The 24,669-nt window shown below is 59.4% G+C and carries 25 protein-coding genes; 15 read left to right on the top strand and 10 right to left on the bottom strand.

What is annotated here, in order from left to right:
• Positions 1 to 35 precede the first annotated feature (35 nt).
• The 3 genes from PSH64_RS07400 to PSH64_RS07390 are packed head-to-tail and all read left to right on the top strand — an operon-like array spanning position 36 to position 4,957.
• Positions 36 to 1,394, top strand: a complete 1,359-nt coding sequence (locus PSH64_RS07400; protein WP_105339909.1) for a TolC family outer membrane protein — start codon at positions 36 to 38, stop codon at positions 1,392 to 1,394.
• Between the two features lie 26 nt (positions 1,395 to 1,420).
• A complete protein-coding gene (locus tag PSH64_RS07395; RefSeq protein WP_105339910.1) occupies positions 1,421 to 3,580 on the top strand; it encodes a type I secretion system permease/ATPase in 2,160 nt (719 codons plus the stop codon).
• 9 nt (positions 3,581 to 3,589) lie between these two features.
• Complete coding sequence (locus PSH64_RS07390; protein WP_105339911.1) at positions 3,590 to 4,957, top strand: HlyD family type I secretion periplasmic adaptor subunit; 1,368 nt, start codon at positions 3,590 to 3,592, stop codon at positions 4,955 to 4,957.
• A gap of 138 nt (positions 4,958 to 5,095) precedes the next feature.
• Here the strand turns inward: PSH64_RS07390 and PSH64_RS07385 are convergent, their stop codons facing one another.
• Positions 5,096 to 5,692: a tRNA-uridine aminocarboxypropyltransferase gene (locus PSH64_RS07385; protein ID WP_305480366.1), complete on the bottom strand. Its 597-nt coding sequence runs from the start codon at positions 5,690 to 5,692 to the stop codon at positions 5,096 to 5,098.
• 4 nt (positions 5,693 to 5,696) lie between these two features.
• Complete coding sequence (locus PSH64_RS07380; protein ID WP_105339913.1) at positions 5,697 to 6,590, bottom strand: LysR family transcriptional regulator; 894 nt, start codon at positions 6,588 to 6,590, stop codon at positions 5,697 to 5,699.
• A 366-nt stretch (positions 6,591 to 6,956) separates the two neighbouring features.
• Between PSH64_RS07380 and speB the strand changes: the two genes are divergently transcribed.
• From speB to PSH64_RS07350, 6 genes are all read left to right on the top strand, one after another.
• Positions 6,957 to 7,907, top strand: coding sequence for an agmatinase (speB, locus tag PSH64_RS07375; protein ID WP_007942156.1), 951 nt, complete (start codon positions 6,957 to 6,959; stop codon positions 7,905 to 7,907).
• A gap of 9 nt (positions 7,908 to 7,916) precedes the next feature.
• Positions 7,917 to 8,339, top strand: a complete 423-nt coding sequence (locus tag PSH64_RS07370; RefSeq protein ID WP_105339914.1) for a nuclear transport factor 2 family protein — start codon at positions 7,917 to 7,919, stop codon at positions 8,337 to 8,339.
• Between the two features lie 54 nt (positions 8,340 to 8,393).
• Positions 8,394 to 9,905: a cytosine permease gene (locus PSH64_RS07365; RefSeq protein WP_105339915.1), complete on the top strand. Its 1,512-nt coding sequence runs from the start codon at positions 8,394 to 8,396 to the stop codon at positions 9,903 to 9,905.
• A 182-nt stretch (positions 9,906 to 10,087) separates the two neighbouring features.
• Positions 10,088 to 11,467 carry a sodium:solute symporter gene (locus tag PSH64_RS07360; protein ID WP_105339916.1) on the top strand — a complete coding sequence of 460 codons (1,380 nt, stop codon included), beginning with the start codon at positions 10,088 to 10,090 and terminating at the stop codon, positions 11,465 to 11,467.
• 84 nt (positions 11,468 to 11,551) lie between these two features.
• Positions 11,552 to 12,277 carry an MBL fold metallo-hydrolase gene (locus PSH64_RS07355; protein WP_305480365.1) on the top strand — a complete coding sequence of 242 codons (726 nt, stop codon included), beginning with the start codon at positions 11,552 to 11,554 and terminating at the stop codon, positions 12,275 to 12,277.
• A gap of 50 nt (positions 12,278 to 12,327) precedes the next feature.
• Positions 12,328 to 12,579, top strand: a complete 252-nt coding sequence (locus PSH64_RS07350; protein ID WP_305481119.1) for an acyl carrier protein — start codon at positions 12,328 to 12,330, stop codon at positions 12,577 to 12,579.
• A gap of 59 nt (positions 12,580 to 12,638) precedes the next feature.
• Here PSH64_RS07350 and PSH64_RS07345 read toward each other — a convergent pair whose 3' ends face one another.
• Entirely contained in the window at positions 12,639 to 12,767 is a 129-nt protein-coding gene (locus PSH64_RS07345) for a PA1414 family protein (RefSeq protein ID WP_007914492.1), read from the bottom strand.
• 140 nt (positions 12,768 to 12,907) lie between these two features.
• Complete coding sequence (locus PSH64_RS07340; protein ID WP_105339919.1) at positions 12,908 to 13,801, bottom strand: LysR family transcriptional regulator; 894 nt, start codon at positions 13,799 to 13,801, stop codon at positions 12,908 to 12,910.
• Positions 13,802 to 13,905: 104 nt separating this feature from the next.
• On the opposite strand from PSH64_RS07340, the gene PSH64_RS07335 reads away from it, so the two are divergent.
• Complete coding sequence (locus PSH64_RS07335; protein ID WP_305480364.1) at positions 13,906 to 15,096, top strand: MFS transporter; 1,191 nt, start codon at positions 13,906 to 13,908, stop codon at positions 15,094 to 15,096.
• On the opposite strand, the gene PSH64_RS07330 is transcribed toward PSH64_RS07335, so the two are convergent.
• The 3 genes from PSH64_RS07330 to PSH64_RS07320 all read right to left on the bottom strand — a co-directional run bounded on the left by PSH64_RS07330 (position 15,032) and on the right by PSH64_RS07320 (position 18,746).
• Positions 15,032 to 15,964, bottom strand: coding sequence for a DMT family transporter (locus PSH64_RS07330; protein ID WP_018929900.1), 933 nt, complete (start codon positions 15,962 to 15,964; stop codon positions 15,032 to 15,034). The two genes, PSH64_RS07335 and PSH64_RS07330, sit on opposite strands and share 65 nt — an antisense overlap.
• A 165-nt stretch (positions 15,965 to 16,129) precedes the next feature.
• Positions 16,130 to 17,575 (bottom strand): NCS1 family nucleobase:cation symporter-1, encoded by a 1,446-nt coding sequence (locus PSH64_RS07325; RefSeq protein WP_305480363.1) that lies wholly within the window; start codon positions 17,573 to 17,575, stop codon positions 16,130 to 16,132.
• A 334-nt stretch (positions 17,576 to 17,909) separates the two neighbouring features.
• Positions 17,910 to 18,746, bottom strand: a complete 837-nt coding sequence (locus PSH64_RS07320) for a S1 RNA-binding domain-containing protein (RefSeq protein WP_030131899.1) — start codon at positions 18,744 to 18,746, stop codon at positions 17,910 to 17,912.
• Positions 18,747 to 19,097: 351 nt separating this feature from the next.
• Here PSH64_RS07320 and PSH64_RS07315 point away from each other — a divergent pair, with 351 nt between their 5' ends.
• The 3 genes from PSH64_RS07315 to PSH64_RS07305 all read left to right on the top strand — a co-directional run bounded on the left by PSH64_RS07315 (position 19,098) and on the right by PSH64_RS07305 (position 21,158).
• The gene (locus tag PSH64_RS07315; RefSeq protein ID WP_017337097.1) at positions 19,098 to 19,286 is read left to right on the top strand and encodes a hypothetical protein; all 189 of its coding nucleotides are present in this window, start codon (positions 19,098 to 19,100) and stop codon (positions 19,284 to 19,286) included.
• 208 nt (positions 19,287 to 19,494) lie between these two features.
• Positions 19,495 to 20,211, top strand: coding sequence for a TorF family putative porin (locus tag PSH64_RS07310; protein ID WP_105339922.1), 717 nt, complete (start codon positions 19,495 to 19,497; stop codon positions 20,209 to 20,211).
• Positions 20,212 to 20,288: 77 nt separating this feature from the next.
• Positions 20,289 to 21,158, top strand: coding sequence for a DUF6279 family lipoprotein (locus PSH64_RS07305; protein WP_105339923.1), 870 nt, complete (start codon positions 20,289 to 20,291; stop codon positions 21,156 to 21,158).
• Between the two features lie 126 nt (positions 21,159 to 21,284).
• Here the strand turns inward: PSH64_RS07305 and PSH64_RS07300 are convergent, their stop codons facing one another.
• Positions 21,285 to 21,677 (bottom strand): transcriptional regulator, encoded by a 393-nt coding sequence (locus PSH64_RS07300; RefSeq protein ID WP_305480362.1) that lies wholly within the window; start codon positions 21,675 to 21,677, stop codon positions 21,285 to 21,287.
• 201 nt (positions 21,678 to 21,878) lie between these two features.
• Here PSH64_RS07300 and PSH64_RS07295 point away from each other — a divergent pair, with 201 nt between their 5' ends.
• Positions 21,879 to 22,613 carry a thioredoxin family protein gene (locus PSH64_RS07295; protein WP_305480361.1) on the top strand — a complete coding sequence of 245 codons (735 nt, stop codon included), beginning with the start codon at positions 21,879 to 21,881 and terminating at the stop codon, positions 22,611 to 22,613.
• Between the two features lie 346 nt (positions 22,614 to 22,959).
• The gene (locus tag PSH64_RS07290) at positions 22,960 to 23,232 is read left to right on the top strand and encodes a hypothetical protein (protein WP_305480360.1); all 273 of its coding nucleotides are present in this window, start codon (positions 22,960 to 22,962) and stop codon (positions 23,230 to 23,232) included.
• A 60-nt stretch (positions 23,233 to 23,292) separates the two neighbouring features.
• On the opposite strand, the gene PSH64_RS07285 is transcribed toward PSH64_RS07290, so the two are convergent.
• On the bottom strand, positions 23,293 to 23,853 hold the full coding sequence (locus PSH64_RS07285; protein ID WP_305480359.1) for a hypothetical protein: 561 nt from the start codon (positions 23,851 to 23,853) through the stop codon (positions 23,293 to 23,295).
• Between the two features lie 157 nt (positions 23,854 to 24,010).
• Positions 24,011 to 24,556 carry an Imm42 family immunity protein gene (locus tag PSH64_RS07280; RefSeq protein ID WP_305480358.1) on the bottom strand — a complete coding sequence of 182 codons (546 nt, stop codon included), beginning with the start codon at positions 24,554 to 24,556 and terminating at the stop codon, positions 24,011 to 24,013.
• Between the last annotated feature and the right edge of the window lie 113 nt (positions 24,557 to 24,669).

The following is a 24,669-nucleotide window of genomic DNA, read 5'->3' as shown; positions in this document are numbered from 1 at the left end:
CGCTACACACCATCAGGAATCAGGGAGATGCACCCATGCGCGTTTTAACCCCCCTCTGCAGCGCGATTCTGCTGGCCATGGCCTGCACATCTCAGGCGCAGGCGATGTCATTGACCGAGGCGATCCAGAGCACCATTGCGACCCACCCGGAACTGGCGTCGCGGGTTGATGCCCGGCTCTCGGCCGACGAGCAGGTTAAAGTCGCCAAAGGGGGCTTTTATCCATCGGTGGATTTGAACGCCGCCTACGGGCGCGGCTACAGCGATAACACCACCACCCGCTCGCGCGGCAATCACAATACCGAAATCCTCACCTACACCCAGTCAGAGCTGCGTCTGCGGCAAATGCTGTTCGACGGTTTCAACACCTCCAACGAGGTGGCGCGCACCAAAGGCGTGGTCAACTCCCGGGCGTATTACGCACAGGGCACCGCCCAGGACCTGGCCCTGCGTACCATCGAGGTGTACCTCGAAGTGCTCAAGCGCCGCGAGCTGGTGACCCTGGCCAGGAACAACCTGCAAGCGCACATGCGGGTCAATGATCAGATCAGCCTGCGGACCCAGCGTGGGGTCGGCAGCAACGCCGACTCAGACCAGTCCACCGCTCGCCGGGCACTGGCGCAAAACAACCTCGACACTGCTGAAGTCGATCTGGCGGATGCCGAGGCGAATTTCTACAGCGTCGTGGGGCGCATGCCCGATGAACTTGAAGTGCCGCCGTCAACCCGCGGCGAATTGCCCGCCACCCTGCCGGAAGCCCAGCAGAGCATGATGGAAAACAACCCGTACCTGAAATCCGCCCAGGCCGACGTGCAATCGGCCGAGAGCCAGTACGAAGTCGCCAAGTCGCCGTTCTACCCACGCTTCGACGCCGAAGCGGCAGTGGGCGCCAACAACAATGTGCAGGGCGATCAAGGCCACGACAACGAATGGCGAGTGGGCGTGGTGATGAACTACAACCTGTTCCGTGGCGGCAGCGACAAGGCCCGGCTGGCCTCCGATGCGCACCAGATCAACCAGGCGATGGACATCCGCAACAACGCTCTGCGCCAGCTCAACGAGAACATCCACCTGGCCTGGAACGCCATGCAAAACGCCAAGAAGCAAACCCCGACCGCCCGCGAGTACGCCGAAACCACCACCCGTGTGCGGGCGGCGTATCAGGATCAGTTCGGTCTCGGCCAACGGACTCTGCTCGACTTGCTCGACAGTGAAAACGAGCTCTACAACGCCAACCGCCGCTATACCGAAGTGCGCTACACCGAGGAGTTCTCGATGTACCGCGTACTGGCGAACATGGGCCAGTTGCTGAGCAAACAACGGGTGGTGCTGCCCGCCGATGCGATTGCCGCCACCGAAGTGAAAAACGAAGCGCGCTTGCCTGAACTTAAATGAAGTAACGCCGTGTAGGAGCGATCAATGTGACCAGCATGGAAACCGGCAACACGGGTGTCGATCCGCGTCTGAGCTTCGATGATCCGCTTCTGGACGGCCTGTTGATTCTCTGCAAGCTCCACGGCGCGACGGTCAGTCGCGCCAGCCTGAGTGCCGGGCTGCCAATGGCACACCAACGCTTGAGCCTGGACCTGCTGCCGCGCGCAGCGGCCCGGGCCAGTTTGCAGGCGCGGGTACTGCGCCGTGAGCTGGCGGATATTTCCGCGCTCAACCTGCCAGTGATGCTGATCCTCAACCATGGCCGCTGCGCGGTCTTGCGCCGTTGGGGCGACGATGGTCAGGCGCTGATTCTGCCCAGCGAAGCCGACGGCGGAGAACAATGGGTGAGCACGGACGAGCTGGCCGCCAACTACAGCGGCCAGGCCTTGTTCGCCCGGCCACGGCATGAACTTGAAGACTTGCGCGCACCGCTGGTGCCGCGGGTCGAGGCGTGGTTTCGCGACACGCTGAAGCTGTCGAAATGGCTGTACAGCGATGCGATTCTGGCGAGTTTCCTGATCAACCTGCTGGGCCTGATGGTGCCGTTGTTCGTGATGCAGACCTACGACCGGGTGGTGCCGAACCAGGCCACTTCAACCTTGTGGGTGCTGTCGATCGGCTTGCTGATCGGCACCGGTTTCGAACTGGTGCTGCGGGTGGTTCGTGCGCACTTGCTGGACACCGCCGGGAAGAAAACCGACGTGATTCTTTCGGCGACCCTGTTCGAACGCATCACCGGCATGGCGATGAAAGCGCGACCCGCAACCATCGGTGGTTTCGCCCAGAGCATTCATGATTTCCAGGGCCTGCGGGAGTTTCTCACCGCCGTCACGCTGACCAGCCTGATCGACATGCCCTTCGCCGTGCTGATGCTGGTAGTCATCGGCCTGCTCGGCGGCTGGCTGGTGGTGATTCCGCTGCTGGCCTTCCCCATCACGATCCTTTTCGCCATGGTGATCCAGGCACGCCTGCGCGACACCGTGCAGAAAAGTCTGAGCCTCGGCGCCGAACGCCAGGCCCTGCTGATCGAAACCCTCGGTGGTCTGGAAACCCTCAAGGCGTGCAGCGCTGAAAGCGAGCGCCAGCACAAATGGGAAAGCACCCACGGCGCCCTCACCCGCCTCGACAGCCACGCGCGCAACCTCTCGGCGCTGGCCACCAACGGCACGCTGTTCATTCAGCAATTCTCCGGCATGGCGACCATCGTCGCCGGGGTCTACAGCATCATCGCCGGCAATCTCAGCGTCGGTGCGCTGGTGGCGAGCTACATGCTCGGCAGTCGCGTGCTCGCGCCGCTGGGGCAGATCGCCGGGCTGATCACCCGCTACCAGCAAGCGCAACTGACCATGAAAAGCACCGATTCGCTGATGTCGCTGCCGCAAGAGCGCGATGCCAAGCAGCGGCCGCTGGAGCGCACGCAACTGCAAGGCGCCCTGGACGTCAGCGGCGTGACGTTCCACTACAACGGCCAGAACGCGCCGGCCCTGGCCAACGTCAGCTTCAGCATGAAGCCCGGCGAGCGGATCGGCATCATCGGTCGCAGCGGTTCGGGCAAAAGCACGCTGGCGCGGCTGGTGATGGGTTTCTACGCACCGGAAGAAGGCCAGTTGCTGCTCGATGGCCTGGACCTGCGGCAACTGGACGTCGCCGACCTGCGTCAACAGATCGGCTACGTGGCCCACGACCTGCCGTTGCTGGCCGGCAGCCTGCGCGACAACCTGACCCTCGGCGCACGCTACATCAGCGACGCCCGGATGCTTGAAGTCGCTGAGCTGACCGGTGTCACCGAACTCGCGCGCCAGCATCCACAAGGTTTTGATCGGCCAGTGGGCGAGCGCGGACAGTTGCTGTCGGGCGGTCAGCGCCAGGCGGTGTTGCTGGCGCGTGCGTTGCTGCTCGATCCGCCGATCATGTTGCTCGACGAACCCACCAGCGCCATGGACAACAGCAGCGAAGACATCCTGCGGCAGAAACTCCACGGCTGGGTCCAGGGCAAAACCGTGCTGCTGGTTACCCACCGCACCTCGATGCTCAGCCTGGTGGATCGGCTGGTGGTGCTGGACAACGGGCGGATCGTCGCCGACGGCCCGAAAGAAGCGGTCATCGATGCATTGCGCAAGGGCCGTGTCGGCTCTGCGACGGTTTAGGAGCGACCCATGGCCCGTTCATCATCCGACACACCGCAAGACCGAAGCTACTTCGGCAGTTTCAGCAAAAGTGCCGAAAGCGAATTCATGCCGGAAACCGCCGGCGCCTCGTTGCAGGATTCGCCGCGCTGGTCGCGGATCACCGTGTGGCTGGCGGCGGCGCTGCTGATCACCGCGCTGGTCTGGGCCAAATTCGCCGTGTTGCAGGAAGTCACCATGGGCGAAGGCAAGGCGATTCCATCGAGCAAGATACAGGTGATCCAGAACCTGGAAGGCGGCATCGTCACCGAGATTTTCGTGCGCGAAGGGCAAATGGTGAACAAGGGCGACACCTTGCTGCGCCTGGATGACACGCGATTCCTGTCGAACAAGGGCGAAAGCGAAGCGGATCGCTATGCCTTGATCGCGCAGGTCGAACGATTGTCCGCCGAAGCGGAAGGCCGACCGTTCAAGCTGTCCCCGGAAGTCATCGCCAAGGCGCCGCAAGTGGCCGAGGACGAACGCTCGCTGTATGAACAACGCCAGCGCCGACTGGCCAGCGAACAACGCACGCTGACTGAACAACTTCGGCAAAAAACCCAGGAGCTGGCGGAATTCCGTTCCAAACAGGGGCAGTTCAGTTCCAGCCTGGCGCTGCTGCAACAAGAGATGAACATGTCGGCGCCGCTGGTGGGCACCGGGGCGGTGTCACCGGTGGAGATCCTGCGGCTCAAACGCAGCGCGGTGGAAATCCGCGGCTCGCTGAATGCCACGACCCTGGCGATTCCCCGGGCGGAATCGGCGATCAATGAGATCAAAAGCAAGATCGACGAGTCCGAACAATCCTTCCGCTCGGACGCGGCGAAAGAGCTGAACGAGAAACGCACCGACCTGTCGAAAATCACCGCCACGAGCATTGCCATCGACGACCGGGTGACGCGCACCACCGTGGTGTCACCGGTTCACGGCATCATCAAAGTGCTGAAGGTCAATACCATCGGTGGCGTGGTCCAGCCGGGCAGCGACATGGTGGAAATCGTTCCCCTGGAAGACAACCTGCTGATCGAAGCCAAGGTGCGGCCTCAAGACGTGGCGTTCCTGCATCCGGGCCAGAAAGCCATGGTCAAGTTCAGCGCTTATGACTACACGATTTATGGCGGGTTGAGTGCCAGGCTTGAGTTGATCGGGGCGGACACCATTACCGATGACAAGGGCAACAGCTTCTATCTGATTCAGGTCAGGACCGACAAGAATCACTTGGGTGGGGATGTGAAACCGCTGCTGATCATTCCGGGGATGGTGGCGACGGTGGACATTATTACCGGGGAGAAAAGTGTGCTGGATTATCTGCTTAAACCGGTGTTGAAGGCACGGACCGAGGCGATGCGCGAGCGGTAGTCTTTGTTGGGATTATCTGTGATTGATCTACCGCTTTCGCGAGCAAGCCCGCTCCCACATTTGATCGCTTTTCTCCTGAGGAAACTCGGTCTAATGTGGGAGCGGGCTTGCTCGCGAAGAGGCCGGCACAAACAACGACTATTTCGGCCCATGATTACGCTGAAAAACCTCCTCCCCCATCGCTGCAATCTGCCCCTCGATCAACGCCTCGAACGGTTTCAATAACGGTTCGAAAGTGGTCGGCGCTTCAAGAGTCTGCAACGCCTGCACAATCGCCTCCACCGTCGACAACGCCCCCGGCCCCGGCGCTTTGCGCAAGCGATAACGCGACACCCCGCCCTCGGCCAGGGTCACTCTGGGCAACGCCGCCAGCAATGGATTGAGGTGCAACATCTTGCGCGCCTTGCGCCAGGTACCGTCCGGAACCACCAGCAGCAGCGGCTTATCACTCGCGGTGTAGGCCTGCAACGGTTGCGCCTCCTCGCCGGGAAACAACAGCCGCGCCTGATAGCCCGGCCGATTCAACAACGCCGGCAAATCCTCGAACACCTCGCCCACGATCAACTCGGCATTCTTGAGCCCCAACGCCGCCAGCCGCGCGGTGTTCAGTGCATGGTTCACTTCACTCGGATGCTGCAACAGCAACACCCGCGTGCGGCTGTCGAGGCTCGGGATCAGCGGGCATAGGCAATGAGTTTGCGGACGCATGCAGCGCGGGCACTGGATTCTGGACATTTTCTTAAGCCTGATTGAGCTGTGCTTTGAGCAAATCGCGGAAGGTCTGGATCAGCGGTTCGCGGCTGCGGCCACGGCGCACGATCATCGAAAACGGCGCCTGATAACCGAACGTCGCCGGCAGCAGCACGCGCAAATCCCCCTTGTCGACCCAGGCCTGGGCGTAGTGCTCCGGCAGGTACCCGATATAGGCACCGGACAGCACCAGAATCAGTTGGGCCTCCATACTTTCCACGGTCGCCGCGCTGTGCTTGAAACCGTGACGCGCCAGTTCGGCCTGGCTCCAGTAGCCGCGACCGACCATGCGTTGCTGGGTGATGACTTGCTCGGGGATGCGCCGCTCGGTGAACAGCGGATGACGGCTGCTGCAATACAGCCAGTGCTGTTCGCGGTAGAGCGGCATGTAGACCAGACCGCTCATACGCGTGGAAAAGGCACCGATGGCCAGGTCGAGGCGGTTGTCCTGCACGCCGAGTTGCAGTTCGTAGGGGCTCATGACCGACAGGTGCAAATGCACCGCCGGGTGTTCCTGGCTGTAGGCACCGATGGCTTCGGCGAACGGCAAGGCCTTGTCGCTGACGGTGGAGTCGATCACCCCCAGGTTCAAAGTACCGCGCAATTCGCCTTTGAGGGCGGCGGCGTATTGTTCGAAACCTTCGAGTTCGGCCAACAGACGCAGGGTTTCCTGATGGAACAGCTCACCCTTGCTGGTCAGGCTGAAACCACCGCGACCGCGATGGCACAGCACCAGGCCGAGGGCCGCTTCGAGCTGGCTCATATAAGTGCTGATGGCCGACGTCGAGAGATTGAGCTCGTGCTGGGCGTTGGCGAACCCCTGATGGCGGACCACGCTGACGAAGATGCGCAATAGTTTCAGGTCGGGTAAAGCGTTGGCCATGGGGCACTCCTGTTACAAGGATACGCACGGTGCTTCTGTTGAAACACAATCCTTGTGGGAGCGGGCTTGCTCGCGAAAGCTGTGTGTCAGGCAACATTGATTCCGACTGACACGACGCCTTCGCGAGCAAGCCCGCTCCCACATGGGTTGTGGTGTTCAGCCTCTGAATGACAGGCATCAGCGATTCTGTACATGGCGGAAGTCTATCGCCGTCATCGCCATTAGTTTAGAAAAATCTGAACTAAGTATTTGCCCGTAGCGATTCTTCCTGGCCACTGCATTTCGCAGAATCGGCCCACAGCGGTGCCCGTCTCTCCCCGAGCGGCTTACCGGCATAAATAAAACAACGACGATGAGGCCTTACCCGTGGACAAGATTCTTCACCAACCACTGGGCGGCAATGAAATGCCGCGCTTCGGCGGCATCGCCACCATGCTGCGACTCCCCCATTTGCCCTCCGCTGCCGGCCTCGACGCTGCCTTTATCGGCATCCCGCTGGACATCGGCACGTCCCTGCGCCCCGGCACCCGTTTCGGGCCGCGTGAAATCCGCGCTGAATCCGTGATGATCCGCCCGTACAACATGGCCACCGGCGCCGCGCCGTTCGACTCGCTGTCGGTTGCCGACATCGGTGACGTGGCGATCAACACCTTCAACCTGCTGGACGCCGTGCGGATCATCGAAGAGGCCTACGACAACATCCTCGAACACGATGTGATCCCCCTGACGCTGGGCGGCGACCACACCATCACCCTGCCGATCCTGCGTGCCATCCATAAAAAGCACGGCAAGGTCGGCCTGGTGCACATCGACGCTCACGCGGATGTGAACGATCACATGTTCGGCGAGAAAATCGCCCACGGCACCACCTTCCGTCGCGCTGTGGAAGAAGGTCTTCTGGATTGCGACCGCGTAGTGCAAATTGGCCTGCGGGCTCAGGGTTACACCGCTGATGACTTCAACTGGAGCCGCAATCAGGGCTTCCGCGTGGTTCAGGCCGAAGAATGCTGGCACAAATCCCTGGCGCCACTGATGGCCGAAGTGCGCGAGAAAGTCGGCGACGGTCCGGTGTACTTGAGTTTCGATATCGACGGTATCGACCCGGCCTGGGCACCTGGCACCGGTACCCCGGAAATCGGCGGTCTGACGACCATTCAGGCGATTGAAATCGTGCGCGGCTGCCAAGGCCTCGACCTGGTCGGCTGCGATTTGGTAGAAGTCTCGCCAGCGTACGACACCACCGGCAACACCTCGCTGTTGGGCGCCAACCTGCTGTACGAAATGCTCTGCGTACTGCCAGGCGTGGTCCATCGCTGAGGATCGGTCATGAACGAACGTGATCAGGTACTCAACGCCGCCGCCGAGCTGGTGTCGGCCTTTGCCCGTAACGATCGCGAAGCTTACTTCGGCGCATTCAGTGCCGATGCCAGCTTCGTGTTCTACACCCTCGAGCAACCCCTGCTGTCGCGCGATGCCTACCAGGCGTTGTGGGACAACTGGCGTGCCGAGGACGGCTTCGAGGTGCTGTCGTGCACCTCGAGCAACGCCTTCGTCAGCCTGCAGGGTGACGTGGCGATTTTCATCCATGACGTGGCCACCGAGCTGCGCATGCAAGGGGAGCAACACTTCAGCCAGGAGCGCGAGACGATTGTTTTCAAGAAACAGGCGTCTGGCCAAGAACAACAAGGCCTATGGCTGGCCTGCCACGAACATTTGTCCGCTATGCCGGAAGGGCTGCCACCCCCTTAGCCAAACAGGTGACGCTCACGCACGATGAGCGCGCCTTTATGATCGGAGCAGATCATGAATAACAACAACAAAGACCAAAGCCTTACGCAAATTGAAACCTACGGGGTCGAGCAGATCCCGGACAACGAACGCACCGCAGGCCCGACGGACTTGTTCCGGATGATCTTCGGCGGTTCCAACACCTTCGCCACCGCCGTGCTCGGCAGTTTCCCGGTACTGTTCGGCCTGTCTTTTCAGGCGGGCGTCTGGGCGATTGTGCTGGGCGTGTTGCTGGGCTCGCTGATCCTCGCGCCGATGGGCCTGTTCGGGCCGCTCAATGGCACCAACAACGCCGTGTCGTCCGGTGCGCACTTCGGCGTGCACGGGCGGATCGTCGGTTCGTTTTTGTCGCTGCTGACCGCCATCGCCTTCTTCTCGCTCTCGGTATGGAGCTCGGGTGATGCGTTGATCGGTGGCGCCAAACGCCTGATCGGCCTGCCGGAAACCGACCTGACCCTGGGCCTGGCCTACGGCCTGTTCGCGATCCTGGTGCTGACGGTGTGCATCTACGGCTTCCGCTTCCTGCTGTGGGTCAACAAGATCGCCGTGTGGAGCGCCAGCCTGTTGTTCCTGCTGGGCGTCTTCGCCTTCGCCGGTCCTTTCGATGTGAACTACGCCGGCAGTGTCAGCCTCGGTCAACCGGGTTTCTGGGCGGCCTTCATCGGCGCTGCGCTGGTGGCGATGAGTAACCCGATTTCCTTTGGGGCGTTCCTCGGCGACTGGTCGCGCTACATCCCGCGTGACACCTCCAAGCGCCGGATCATGGCTGCCGTGGTGATCTCGCAGATCGCCACCTTCATCCCGTTCCTGTTCGGCCTGGCCACCGCCACCATCGTGGCGATCAAGGCACCGGACTACATCGCGGCCAACAACTACGTCGGCGGCCTGCTGGCGGTGTCGCCGAGCTGGTTCTTCCTGCCGGTGTGCCTGATTGCGGTGATCGGCGGCATGTCCACCGGCACCACCTCGCTGTACGGCACCGGGCTGGACATGTCCAGCGTGTTCCCACGAGTGCTGTCGCGGGTCAAGGCCACGCTGCTGATCGGTGTGATGTCGATCGCCTTCATCTTCATCGGGCGCTTTGCGGCGAACCTGGTGCAGAGCGTGTCGACCTTTGCCGTGCTGATCATCACCTGCACCACGCCATGGATGGTGATCATGATCATCGGCCTGCTGGTGCGTCGCGGCTTCTACTGCCCGGATGACCTGCAAGTGTTCACCCGTGGCGAAAAAGGTGGCCGCTACTGGTTCACCCACGGCTGGAACTGGCGCGGCCTGGGGGCCTGGATCCCGAGTGCGGCGGTGGGTTTGTGCTTCGTGAACCTGCCGGGGCAGTTTGTCGGGCCGCTGGGCAATCTGGCCGGCGGGATCGACATCAGCCTGCCGGTGACCCTCGGCCTGGCGTCGCTGGTGTATCTGTCGCTGCTGAGCCTGTTCCCGGAGCCGGCCACGGTGTTCGGCCCCAACGATGCACGCAGCAAGGGCACGGATGCGCTCGGTAAACCGGCGATGCGACAAGCCGCCTGATTCAACCTGTGGTCAACGCATTACCTGTGGGAGCGTGGCTTGCCCGCGAAGAACGATGACGCGGTCTGCCTGACAGACCGTGGCACCCCCCATCGCGGGCAAGCCACGCTCCCACAGGAATTGATGCTCTCACAGGGATTGATTTTCGCCTCACCATAAAAAAGACAATCGGAGACGCCATCATGGCTTTGGATTTATTCGTCGTTCTCATATACGCCGCCGCGATGCTGGTGCTCGGCTACTTCGGCATGCGCAAGGCCAAGACCAACGAAGACTACCTGGTCGCCGGTCGTAACCTCGGCCCGACCCTGTACATGGGCACCATGGCCGCGACCGTGCTGGGCGGCGCGTCCACCGTCGGCACCGTACGCCTGGGCTACGTCCACGGCATTTCCGGTTTCTGGCTGTGCGCCGCACTGGGTTGCGGGATCGTCGCGCTGAACCTGTTCCTGGCCAAACCGCTGCTGAAGCTGAAAATCTTCACCGTCACCCAGGTGCTGGAAAAACGCTACAACCCGATGGCCCGCTCCGCGAGCGCGGCGATCATGCTGGCGTACGCGCTGATGATCGGCGTGACCTCGATCCTGGCGATCGGCACCGTGCTGCAAGTGCTGTTCGGCCTGCCGTTCTGGATTTCGGTACTGCTCGGCGGTGGCGTGGTGGTGGTCTACTCGGCCATCGGCGGCATGTGGTCGCTGACCCTGACCGACATCGTCCAGTTCGTGATCAAGACCGTCGGCCTGATGTTCATCCTGCTGCCGATCTGCCTGTACCGCGTCGGCGGCTGGGATGAGTTGGTGATGAAACTGCCGGCAGCCGCCTTCAGCTTCACCACCATCGGTTGGGACACCATCATCACCTACTTCATGATCTACTTCTTCGGCATCCTGATCGGTCAGGACATCTGGCAACGGGTGTTCACCGTCAAGACCGCCAAAGTCGCGCAATACGCCGGGACCTTCGCGGGTATCTACTGCATCCTCTACGGCCTGGCCTGCGCCCTGATCGGCATGGCGGCTCACGTGCTGATCCCGAATCTGGACAACGTCAACAACGCCTTCGCCGCCATCGTCAAACTGTCGCTGCCGGACGGTATTCGTGGTCTGGTGATCGCTGCGGCCCTGGCCGCCATGATGTCCACCGCCAGCGCCGGCCTGCTCGCCGCGTCCACCACCCTGACCGAAGACCTGCTGCCGAAACTGCGCGGCGGTAAGCAGTCGAGCCTGGGGATCAACCGTCTGTTCACCTTGCTGACTGGTTTCTTGGTGCTGGGTATCGCGCTGGTGGTCAACGACGTGATCAGCGCCCTGACCCTGGCTTACAACCTGTTGGTAGGCGGCATGCTGATTCCGCTGATCGGTGCAATCTTCTGGAAACGCGCAACCACCGCCGGCGCCATCGCCAGCATGGGCCTGGGCTTTGCCACCGCGCTGTTGTTCATGATCAAGGACGGTATGGACGCCAACACCCCGATCTACTACAGCCTCGGCGTGGGCCTGGTGAGTTTCGTGGTGGTCAGCCTGCTGTCCCGTCGTCCGGCGGTGGTGGCGAGCGCTGTCTAAGATATCTATAAAGACTTGATGCTTTCTTCGACGGGTGTGGCGTCGGTTGCCACACCCGTTTTTTTCGCCTTCAGGAATCTGCCCATGAAGATTGTCACCCGCGATCAGTGGTTCGAGGTCAAACAGCTCAGCGACGGCATCCGCCTGATTCACGAGCCATACATTCGGCCCTTTTACCGCTGCAACCTCTGGCATATCCAGGGCCGCGACAAGGACTTGCTGCTGGACAGCGGTTCCGGGCTGGTCAGCCTGCGCGAACAATTGCCGTGGCTCACCGAACGACCGCTGGTGGCGGTGGCCAGTCATTGTCATTTCGACCACATCGCCGGCCATCACGAATTCCCGGAACGGCTGGTGCATCCGGCCGAAGCACAGATCCTCGCCGAGCCCGACGGCGACAACACCCTGAGCAAGGCTTTCGTCGGTGACGACATGTTCGAGGCGCACCCTGACTGCCCGTTGTGCTATGCCGAATACCGGGTCAAAGCCGCACCGGCCACCGGTTTTGTCGAAGACGGCGACGTGCTCGACCTCGGCAACAGGGTCCTGCAGGTGCTGCACACGCCGGGTCATTCACCCGGTGGCATCAGCCTGTACGAAGCAGCGACCGAAACCCTGTTCAGCGGTGACATCATCTACGACGGGCCGCTGATCGAAGATGCCTACCACTCCAACCTCGACGACTACGCACGCAGCCTGCAACGCTTGCGCGCGATGCCGATCCGCACGGTACACGGCGGGCATTTCGGGAGTTTTTCCGGGGAATATCTGCGCACGATGATTGACGAGTGGCAGCGCCGACACGCCTGAAGCCTGCTGTACTCAGCCTCAAGGACATAACACTGTCGAAGAAGGATCTCATGAAAAGAGCTGCCGTTCGTGCCGCCGTGCATCGCCTCATCAGCCGTTTGCTGGAAAATCAGAATGATTTCGACGACAACACCAGCCTGACGCAATTGGGATTGGATAAAGAGGATATCGAAGAGCTGATCTTCCGTCTGGAGGATCAACTGGGATTAACGGCGTTTACCGCCGAAGAAGACCGGATGCTCAAGACCGCCAGGACGGCGAATGACTTGATCCGGTTTTTGATTGAAATCGGGCGGTATTGAGTTCACACGAACCCCTGTAGCAGCTGCCGCGGGCTGCTGCTACAAAGGCTGCGTTGCGTTTACCGGCGGCGCTGCTGGCGGCGACGTTGTTCGTCGTCAGTGCGAATAGGCACGGGTTGCAGAGGCGGTTCAATCAAACCGAGTGCGACACCCAGGTCATGCAGCCAGTTTTGGATTTTCTCTTTCATGATGCCCCCCTTCAGGGTCGTGCCGAGCGGCCGAAGTTCTGTAGCCCCTTCGCACTGATAATAGTCCGAAGTCCTACGTAATGCTCGTCCAAGATCGCAATGATCTGTTACTGAATTGATCCAAATCCTTGGACGATGGTTCAAGCAATTGCCTGGGCCTGGACCGCTGTCGACGGATACACCGCCTGCTGTTGCTCGATCCACGCATTCAGATTGGCGCCGACCATGCCTTTGCGCCACATCAGCCAGGTGGTTGCGCTGGCGAACGGCTCGGCCAACGGATGCACCGCCACGCTTTCGCGTCCCGGGAGGCTGGCGAGCATCGACTCCGACATCAGCGCCACGCCGGAGCCGGCAATCACGCAAGCGAGCATCCCGGGATAAGACTCGATCTCCATGGCCCGGCCCATGGCCGCGTGATCATGGGCGAACCAGGCTTCCAGGCGCATCCGGTAGGAACAACCCTGGCGGAACGTGAACACCGCACGCCCTTCGACATCCAGCGCGCTGTGTACCGGCGGATGATCGGCCTCGCTGATCAGCACCAGTCGTTCGTCGCACAACGGCACGCCGTCGAGCCCGGCCAGTTCCAGCGGACCGTCCACCAGCGCCGCATCGAGGCGCCCGGTGAGCAGGCCTTCGAGCAATTCGCCGCTGGGCCCCGACTGCACTTGCAGGTTCACCGCCGGGTAGCGGCGGTGATAACGCGCCAACAGCTCTGGCAGGTGAATCGCAGCGGTGCTGTACATCGTGCCCAGTACGAAATCCCCGGCCGGTTGCCCGCCCTGCACTGCCGCGTGGGCTTCGTCGTGCAAGGCGAACAGCTTGGCCGTGTAGTCCAACAGGACTTTTCCCGCAGGCGACAACTGCAAACGCTGACGCTCACGCACGAACAGTTCGACACCGAGTTGCTCTTCGAGCTGTTTGAGCCGGGTCGACAGGTTGGAGGGCACGCGATGCAGGCGTTCAGCGGCTCGGGTGATGGAGCCCTCCTCCGCCACTGCCTGGAAAATCCGCAATTGGCTGAATTCCACGCCATTCTCCAAATCAGAACAAGTTTCTCACTATTATTCATTTTTAAAGAAAGTCAATCAGTCTTAGCCTGACGGTCATTGATCCTCGCAACGGAACTCAGACCATGTCCCCGCTGATTCGCTTAACCGCCAGCTTTGTCGCCCTGATGATGGCCATGGGCATCGGGCGTTTCGCCCTCACCCCACAACTGCCGCACTTGCTCAGCGAGGGTCAGATCGACCTGACCGCCGCCGGTCTGATTGCCGCCGCCAACTACCTTGGTTACTTCGTCGGCGCGGTGGATGCGATGTTCGCCCGTCGCCCCGATCAGGTTCGCGGGCGGTTGCTCGGCGGTTTGTGGTTGTGTGTGCTGCTGACCCTGGCCTCGTTCTGGGCCACCGGGTTCTGGTCGCATCTGGCGCTGCGCTTCGGCACGGGCGTGGCCAGCGCCTGGGTGCTGGTGATGATTACCGCATTGAGCCAACCACTGGCAGCGGCGGCCGGTCGTCCACGGCTCGGCGCGCTGGTATTTGCCGGACCGGGTCTGGGGATTTTTCTGACAGGGTTGTTGGCCTTAGGCTCGAACCTGCTGGGGCAGACGTCCGCAACCTTGTGGCTGGTGTATGCCGCTGTCGGGCTGGTGATGCTGCTGGGGATTCTGCCGTTCCTGCCGCAGCCGGCCGCCCCTTCAACGCTGACATCGCCTGTCGCCACGCCGGGTACCCAAGGCGTCGGACGTTTACCGGTGATCTACGGTTTGTACGGTTTGGGCTACATCATCCCGGCCACTTTCCTCTCGCAAATGGCCAGCGCGCAGTTCCACGGGCAATGGCAAGCCGATCTGTTCTGGCCGTGCTTTGGCCTGGCGGCGGCAACCGGGGTTGTGTTGGTAAGCCTGCGTCGGCACAACCCGAACGCAACTCGTCATTGGCTGATGGCGACGCTATGGCTACAGGCCGCCGGCGTATTTGCTTGCCTATTGGGCAGCGGTGCCGGGCTGGCGCTGGGGGTGATTTTGTGCGGTGGGCCGTTCCTGGCCTGCATGCAACTGGTGATGCAGCGCTCCCGGGAACTGGCGCCCCACGCCACCCAGCGTAACGCCGGGCTGCTGACCGCGTGCTTCGCCGTGGGTCAGCTCAGCGGGCCATTGCTAGCCGCGTTGAGCAGCCATTTCAGCGGTGGCTTGCAACCCGCGCTGGTGATCGCCGGCGGCGGTTTTATCATTGCCGCAGGTTTGCTGCTGCGCCCGGTCAGGGTTGCCCAAGTGCTTTGCGCAAACGACGGCGCACCCACTGCTCTGCGCTCACAAAAGTGATCCCGAGCAAAACCAGTACCGCGCCGATCACAAAGTTCAGGCTCAGCTCTTCCCCCAGCAGCACCACGCCGAACGTGACGCCGAACAACGGCGTCATGAACGAAAACACCGCCAGGTTCGCCGCCAGATAACGGCGCAGCAGCCAGAACCAGGTCAGGTAACTGAAGAATGACACCACCAGCCCCTGAAACAGCACGCTGGCCACCGCCACCGTGGTCAGGCTGACATGGGTGACCTGACCGCTGAGGATCGCGATCAGCAGCAGACCGACGAAGCCGACGATCAGTTGATAAAACAGCGTCAGGGTCACCGGCGCTTCCGACAGACGCGAGGCGCGTACCACCACAGTGGTCGCGCCCCACGACGCGCCGGCCAGCACGCCCAAGGCATCGCCCAGCAACATGCGGTGGTCAAGGTTGTCCCAGGACACACCACCGGCAAACGCAATGGCGATGCCAATGAACGCCAGAAAAATCCCCAGCCACTGCACCGGTCTTAAACGCTCACTCGGCAGCAGCCAGTGCACACCCAACGCGGTAAAGATCGGCGCGGTGTAGAGAAACACCGACATGTGCGCCGCCGTGGTCAGTTGCAGGCCTTCGGCAATGAAGAAGAACTCCAGGCCAAACAACGCGCCGGCCAGCAAGCCACCGCGCCAGGTAGCGCCGACCTGATCCCAACCGCCCTTCCAGCAAATCAACAATCCTACGAGCAACGCGGAAATACCTGAGCGCCCCGCCGCCTGCATGACCGGTGCGATGTCGGGCGCGGCCCATTTGATCATCACCTGCTGCACACCCCAGATCAGGCACAGCCCGACCATCACTTGCAGGGCAAACCCATCGGCACTACGCCGGGTGGCGCTCACCGGAACACCTCGATAACACAATTCATGGCAGTGACTCGACAGTAAAAGCAAAGCCCCGGCCCTCCTGCTGAACAGAGGGCGCCGGGGCGAAAAATTATGCTGTCGATTATTAACCGGATGGACAGAAAAAGGTGCCTGCAAAAGACCTTTAAATCGCCGCTTGCGTCATCCCGCGATAACCAGCGCCGCCGATTGCTGTGCCTGCTCGCGCCTGGCCAGTGCGAAGTACAGGACACCGCCGAGGAAGCAACCGGTGAACCAGGCGAAGTTGGCCATCGGCTGTAACACTGGGATGAAAGTGATCGCAACGCCCATCAGGGTGGCAGGAATCAACGCCTTGACCGCCGTCCAGTTGATCCCGCCGCTGTAGTAATAACGCCCGCTCGGGTTGTCGTTGAACAGCGCAGCGACATCGATCTGCTGCTTTTTGATCAGGTAGTAATCCACCAGCAGAATCCCGAACAGCGGGCCAATGAACGCCGCCAGCACGTCGAGGGTGTAGTGAATCACTTCGGGGTTGTTGAAGAGGTTCCACGGGGTGATGAAGATCGACGCCATGGCGGCGATCATGCCACCCGCACGCCAACTGATTTTGCTTGGGGCGACGTTGGCGAAGTCGAATGCCGGGGAAACGAAATTGGCGACGATGTTGATGCCGACGGTCGCGGTAACGAAGGCAAAGGCGCCGAGCAGTACCGCCACACTGTTGTCGATGCGCGCCACGGTGGCGATCGGGTCGTGAAGCATTTCACCAAACACCGGCAAGGTGCCGGAAACGATCACCACGGTCACCAGCGAGAACGCCAGAAAGTTTACCGGCAGCCCCCAGAAATTGCCGCGACGCACGTCGTTCATGCTGCGGCAGTAGCGACTGAAATCGCCGAAGTTCAGGGTCGGACCGGAAAAGTACGACACCACCAACGCCGTTGCCACGATCACCTGGCCGAAGGCTTCCCAGCCAGACAGTGACTTTTCCGCGAGAGTGAAGCTGATGTTGCTCCAGCCGGCCTGCCAGACGATCCAGCCGGCGAGCAGGAACATCACGCCATACACCACGGGGCCGGCCCAGTCGATGAAGCGGCGGATCGATTCCATGCCAGTCCAGAACACCAGCGCCTGGACGAACCACAGGCTGAGGAAACCGAACCAACCGAGGTAGGACAAACCGGCAAAGTGCGGTTCGGCGTAGGCCGCCATCGCAGGAAAAAACCGCAGCACCACGATGATGAGTGCACTGGACGCCAGGTACGTCTGAATCCCGTACCAGGCCACCGCGATCAAACCGCGGATAACCGCAGGAATATTCGCCCCGAACACCCCGAACGCCAGTCGGCAGATCACCGGGTAAGGCACCGCGGCTTGCTGACTCGGCTTGGCCACCAGGTTGGCGATCAACTGCACGATGCAAATCCCGCCGAGCAAGGCAATCAACACCTGCCAACTCGCCAACCCCAGCGCAAACAGGCTGGCGGCGAACACATAGCCGCCAACGCTGTGCACGTCGCTCATCCAGAAGGCGAAGATGTTGTACCAATTCCATTTCTGCGGCAGTGGCCCCAGGTCCTGGTTATACAGGCGCGGGCTGTAGCCATTGGGCAATTGTTCGGGCATCGCGGGGCTCCTCGAAAGTACAGGCGCGGCCCCCGGGATTGATGCGGCGACCACACTGCGTACGGGAGCCTGCATGGTTTGTATACGAGTTGCCACGCAGAATGCGTGCCATACGATCAAAAGGTGTGACAAACCTGGCTTTAAGCCCTGTTCAGAGCAAAGCTTCCAAGACGTGTAGGGGGTGATAACGCCCACGAACAGGGCGTCCGCGCCTACAAACGGTGCAGAGTGTTATGTATACAAAGAGATGGGTGAATGCTGCGCAGAAGGCTACCGTAGGCTGGATCCTTTTTTGATCACAACCTGCGGTAGCGCCTACCGGGGCCGGTGCAGGTCAGCTGAGTTCGATACGATCAGCGTGAATGACGATCTGGCCGTTCTTGTACAAGGCGCCGATGGCCTTTTTGAAGTTGCCCTTGCTGACGCCGAACATACTGCTGATCAGCGTCGGATCGCTCTTGTCGCTGACCGGCAGGGTGCCGTTGTTGTCGCGCAACTTGGCGAGAATCTTCGAGTTCAAACTGGTGGCGGCTTCTTCGCCTACCGGTTGCAGGCTCAGGCTGATCTTGCCGTCGGCGCGGACTTCTTTGATAAAGCCCTTCTCTTCTTTACCGGCGCGCATGAACTTGAAGATTTCGTTCTTGTGGATCAGACCCCAGTGCTTGTTGTTGATGATTGCCTTGAAGCCCATATCGGTCGCTTCGGCCACCAGCAAATCAACTTCCTGGCCAGGGGTGTAGTTGGCCGGGGTCTTGTCCAGGTAACGGTCCAGACGCGCCGTCGCGGTGATGCGCCGGGTGTGTTTGTCGAGGTAGACGTGCACCACGACATACTCGCCGGCCGTCATCTGGCGTTTCTCTTCGGAATACGGCAGTAGCAGGTCCTTCGGCAAACCCCAATCCAGGAACACGCCGATGCTGTTGACTTCAACGACTTTCAAACTGGCGAATTCACCGACCTGAACTTTCGGCTTTTCGGTTGTAGCGATAAGTTTGTCATCGCTGTCCAGATAAATAAAAACGTTGAGCCAGTCTTCATCTTCGCTGGGAATATCTTTGGGAATATAACGATTAGGCAGAAGGATTTCGCCGTCCGCGCCACCGTCCAGATATAAACCGAAGTTAGTATGTTTAACCACTTGCAAACTGTTGTAGCGCCCGACTAAAGCCATGTCCAATACCCTCATTGCGTGGGCGGCATTCTACCCGGTTTTGCGGGCGGCGTTCGGCGGTCGGCCCGGTGGCGCGAGAAAATCCGTGGGAGACCTTAATTTTCCTGGGGTTTGCCGGATGCGGCTGGCCGCTCGTCAGACCGTTCGAGTGGTTCACACCTTGGTCAGCCCATCCCAAAAACGCTATTTCTTGAGTGAGGTTTTTAGTTAAAACAGCAGCTTAGGGGACTATTCCAAATAATAACTTGCGATTATTCGCATGCCTGCCGTGTGTATTTCGGGAGGATATTTACCAAGCAATTGTCAAGTATTTCCTGTACGATGCCTGGCCAAGTTAATTTCTACAGGTTAATGGCCGCCATGCGTGTAAAAGCATCCAACAGCAAAGCAAAGCCAGCTCCAGCCGTTGAAACCAGCGAATCGATCAACAATCAGATCGCTGCGTTCCTCAAGTCCGGCGGCGAGATCCAGCAAATTGCCAAAGGCGTCAGCGGCCAGACGTTCGGCCCGTCCAAGCAAATCACGCTCGGCAAAAAGTAATACCCCGCGTTAACTGGTCCCTAAGCGCTTTGAGCTTCGAAGCGCTTGGACTGGAACCCTTCAGCAATACCCCATCAAACAAATCAATATTTCAAAAATCGACGAACGGCCCTCGATGCCGAACATTCGCCGGTATGCTTGCACGTGTCTGGATCAAGCGTTTCAGCAGGTTTTCAGGACCTGCTCCTCGCTGTTCATGGAGTGACGCATGCTCAAGCCCTCTCTTTTCCTGCTCGCCAGCCTGTTGTGGTGCTCGGGTACCGATGCGCAAGTCTTCCAGCGCGAATTAGGCGATTTCGATCTCAAACTCGCCACCACCCCCAGCCGGAGCATGGCCCAAGGGTTGGTCAAACCCTCGACGACCGGCTCGTTCCACGGTGGCCTCGACCTGAGCCACGACAGCGGCTTCTATGTGGGCCAATGGTCCCCCAGCATGGGACTGAGCCCTTCGAGCAACCTTGAGATCGATTCCTACATGGGCTTTAAACAGCCCTTCGATCAATCCCTCGGCTACGAAGTGGGCATGATCCATTACAGCTACCCCAAAGTGGATACCCTCGACAGCCAGGAGCTTTTCGGTGGCCTGACCCTGCTGGATAGCCGTTTCGGCGCAGCCTTCAGCAACGACCCGGACAAACAGAACAGCACCCTGTTCGCCGACCTCAGTGGCAATCAGCCGTTCGGCATCGGGATCAGCCTGAAATACACCACCCATCAACTCAATACGCCGGTGTCCGTCGACGGTGGATATGTAGGCAGTTTTACCGACTGGTCGGTGAAATTGTCCCGGCCGTTCATGGGTATCGACCTGGACTTGATCTACAGTGACTCAAGCCTGAGCGGCAGCGATTGCTCCGCCTATTCCGGCCACAATAGCGAGTGTGACGGCCTGGTCACCCTCAAGGCCGCACGCGCCTTCTATTAATCGGCTGAACTGCCGGGCTCGTCCTGCGTTCACATTAAAGAACCCAATAAAAAACCAGGTCTTCGCAAGGGCTTGCCATGTCGCATTGGTTGAAACAGATCACCGTCATCCTCACGCTCAGCCTCACCGTCGCCGCATGCACCCGCGTGGGCCTGGCTTACCGCAACCTCGATGTGATCATTCCCTGGACGCTCAGCGACTACCTGGACATGAACCACCAGCAAAAAGACTGGTTGAACGAGCGGCTCAAAGAACACCTGCGCTGGCACTGCACCACGCAACTACCCGGCTACCTCGACTGGCTGAATCGTTTACAGACCATGATCGAGACCAACCAGATCACCGACGCCGCGCTGCAAGCCCGCACCCAGGAAGCCAAACAAGCCATCGCCGAAACCGCCCGGGAAATCACCCCATCGGCCATCGAACTGTTGCAAGGGCTGGATGACAAGCAAGTCGCGGAAATGAACGACGCTTTCGCCAAGGACCAACGCAAACGCCAGGAGGACTACCTCAAGCCACCGCTCGAGCAACAGATCAAAGAGCGAAGCAAGCGCATGGAAAAACGCCTGAATGCCTGGCTCGGACCGCTCAGCCCAACCCAACAGCAACGGGTGATGGCCTGGTCGAACGCCCTGGGGGATCAGAACACACAATGGATTGCCAACCGCGTTCATTGGCAACAGCAATTCAGCGCAGCGGTTGCACAACGTCAGAGTCCGCAATTCCCACAGCAAATCGAAACGCTTCTGGTTGATCGCGAGAGTTTATGGACCCCCGCTTACCGTGAAGCCTACGCCAACACCGAAGCCCAGGCTCGGGCGTTGCTGGTGGACTTGATGGCCGAGAGCACGCCGTTTCAGCGTCAACGGTTGCTGCAAAAGATTGAAGACATGCGCAAGGATTTCACTGATTTGAAATGCCTGAAAGCGGCGCGGCAGGATTAAACAGACCACCACCATCCAATGTGGGAGCGGGCTTGCTCGCGAATGCGGTGTGACCGTCGACATAGATTTTGAATGTTAAACCGCATTCGCGAGCAAGCTCGCTCCCACAGGGGGTAAACGCGATCTTCAGGCAATCTGCGCCTTCGACGCCACCTCATCAAACGTCAGCTCCTCCAGCGCATCTTCCTGCTCATCCAGCACCTGCCGTGGATGTTCATTCCCCGGAATGCAGCTATCGATCAAGCTCAACAAACTCGAGCCCCGAGGCGTCAAAATGTAGTTCGCGCCATTGCCGCTCTGGTCCTCCGGGCGGGGCTCGATATAACCCCGTAGCAACAGCAACTTTTCATACTCACCCGCGACCGTTTTCAGGTGATCCAGGTTCTCAATCGCCTCACCGGCAGCGGCTTTCTCGGCCGCATACTGCTCGGCATAGGGCCGTGGGGTGAAACTGTGGCCAGCGCCGTTCTGCGCTTCATGCAGCAAGCGTTCGATCAAATCCCAGTTATAAGTCGTCATCCTGATACAACCTCCAAGCCCGAGAGTGAAATGGCCTTCATAGGTTGTGACCGACAGGGAGTGCAGCCGTTCAGCCGAGGTCTTTCCCCCAACCGACCGGCGGCCTGTCGATTTGAACCCAGGCCAAACGACTAGGCTGTGTAAGACGGTTTACCCCTCTGCGCGGATCGACTTTCGCCACAGCAAGCAGGAGAAATCACCATGAACATTCAGACTCATCCGGTCGTGTCCCGAGAAGAATGGCTGGCCGCCCGCAAACAACACCTGGCCCACGAAAAAGCCTTCACCCGGGAGCGAGACAAACTCAGCGCCGAACGCCGCGCCCTGCCCTGGGTGAAAATCGACAAACCCTACCGCTTCCAGGGCCCCAACGGCGAACTGAGCCTGGCCGACCTGTTCGGCGGCCGCAGCCAGTTGATCGTCTACCACTTCATGTTCGCCGCCGGCTGGGACGAAGGCTGCCCAGGCTGCTCGTTCCTCTCCGACCACATTGACGGCGCCAACCAACACCTGGCCCACCACGACGTCGCCGTGGTCGCGGTCTCCCACGCACCGTTCGCCGAATTCCAACCGTTCAAACAGCGCATGGGCTGGAAATTCGATTGGGTCTCGTCCGAAGGCTGCGACTTCAACTACGACTTTGGTGTCTGCGCCCGGGCCGAAGACGTCGCCGCCGGGAAAGCGACTTACAACTACGAAAAAACTGACGGTGTTGAGGAAGAACTCCCAGGGCTCAGCGTGTTTTATCGCAACGAAGCGGGGGAGATTTTTCATACCTATTCAACGTATGCCCGCGGCCTGGATTTGCTGGTCGGCGCCTACAACTACCTCGACCTCACGCCCAAGGGCCGTAATGAAGAGGAGATCATGGATTGGGTAAGGCATCACGATCGGTATGAGGACAAGGCAGCGGCCAGTTGCTGCCATGGGGGGTAGACCGCAGCCATCGCGGGCATTGGCTCGGGTTGAACACAACATCCGTGAACACAACAAATCCCCTGTGGGAGCGAGCCTGCTCGCGATGACTGACTAACATTCAACATTGATGACGACTGATACACCGCTTTCGCGAGCAGGCTCGCTCCCACAAGGTTGCGTGGTGTTCTGTAGGCCGCGTCCGGTTGCCCAACTGCCGCCAGGCAAACGCCCTACAACAACCTCGGAATCAGGCACCTTGCACCGCTGGAACGATGAAGCTTATAGTCCGCCGGTCTCCCAAAAGGCGACCGGATTTGGCAACCCGACCACAGAGAGTCCTCATCAATGACAAGAGGCTCCACCCATGGACAGATACATGCCCCTCACCGGAATCGACCTGATCCCGGCCACCCTGCTCATCGACACCCAAGCCCCACTCGACGTCCTGCAAGCCATGGCCGACTACCGCATCCGCACCGTCACTCAGGTGCTGGAAAACATCGCCTTTCGCGCCGAGATCGGTTGCGACACGGTGGTGCTTTCCGACTTTTCAAAACTGCTGGCCATACCGTTGCGTGATGGTTGTGATTTGATGGATGTGATTGGTAGACGGTTGCGGGCGCAGGCTGCGGAGTGAATGAAAAACGGGCGACCTATGGGTTGCCCGATTTACATAGTGAATACAAATAAATGAGCCTTACGCTGAAGGCATGCTCGTCACGAGAATGCCTTCCTGAGGCTGAGTTATATCGTAGATATGCTGCTCACAGCGGCTACCAACAAACTGGAACTCCACCAAATAGACCTTGCTTCTTTCCGGTGTGAAAGTGGTTTTGAGCGGACCGCAGCTATAAGTATTCCCGACTCCCCCACCCTTTGAGTATCCCGACACGTGGAACGGCTGATCGGCATCGGCCTGTACTTCCAGCTGTGGGAAACGTTTAACAGTCGCGCTGTTAGCCACTTCGTTAAGTTTGGCGATCCAGCCGAATACCTTCCCCTGACCTGAATCCACCACGGTTCCAAGCACCTCCATACGCTGGTCAGGATCCGCTGCGCGTCTGACCGCGAACTCTACCGGAGAAGTGTTACCTGATGCTTTCATGATGACTTTGGCGTGTTGCGCATCGACTGTCACCGTGTTCTGACGCAACTGGACACCGTCCTTCAGCAGGCTGGGTGAAGAGTCTCTGACGTTGGAATGGCAGCCTGGTAATGCCAGAATCAGGGTCAGTGTTAGCAAAGTGGTTCTCTTCACGTATGAATGTCTTTTTTAGCGCATGTACGAACTGACAAAAATATGGACGAAAAGCGGTGAATCATAGCTACTTAATTAATCTTCAAAAAAATGGATACTCTCAGGGCCAGACTTATTATATGATTTAATATACCGACCATAATTATGCCCCTTCCCTTCACCAAGTTTCTCGCTTTGACTCATAATCCTTAACCACATCAAAAATTATCTCAGAGGCCTCTTTTTTATCAATTATCACTTCAGAGACCTTAACCAATTCCAAACCAGTTACTGCATCCCCCTCACTAGAGAGACAGTTAAGATTAGCCCCCAGTATTCTTATCTTATTTTTGAACCCTACTGCAAAAACAAAGCACCCGAACTCTTCTAGATTATTTGAGGATGCGTGGAACCTATAATCCTCAACAAAACCTTCATGAGCCTCAACGCCCAGCTTCGCAGGCAACATACCCTCAAGCATGTACAGAAATGCGCTCTTGGCATCCATATGAAATAATTTCGAGTCATCAACTGGATTGACTAGAGCATTATCTGACTTAACGCAGTGAACATCACCTCCTAACGTGGCAACACCTGCCACATCAGGAAAGATTGCAGAGTCAATAATAAAATGGAACATCCCATTCTTATAACTACCTTCTTGACTCCACTGCGGGATGTACTTCATCAGGATGGCAAACTTTATTGGATCACCAAAAATCACTTCATTATCTCCACTTACCTTTTATCCCTAATACATCCTTCACACTTTGCGGAATATCGGCCTTATTAAGAGGCGCTCTTTCGTCACCAGTGCTTCCTGCCCAATGCCAAGTA

It is taken from the genome of Pseudomonas sp. FP1742, assembly GCF_030687145.1.
GTDB lineage: Bacteria > Pseudomonadota > Gammaproteobacteria > Pseudomonadales > Pseudomonadaceae > Aquipseudomonas > Aquipseudomonas frederiksbergensis_D.
Note: the sequence above shows the minus strand (reverse complement) of the source record. Positions and strands in the feature narration are given on the sequence as shown.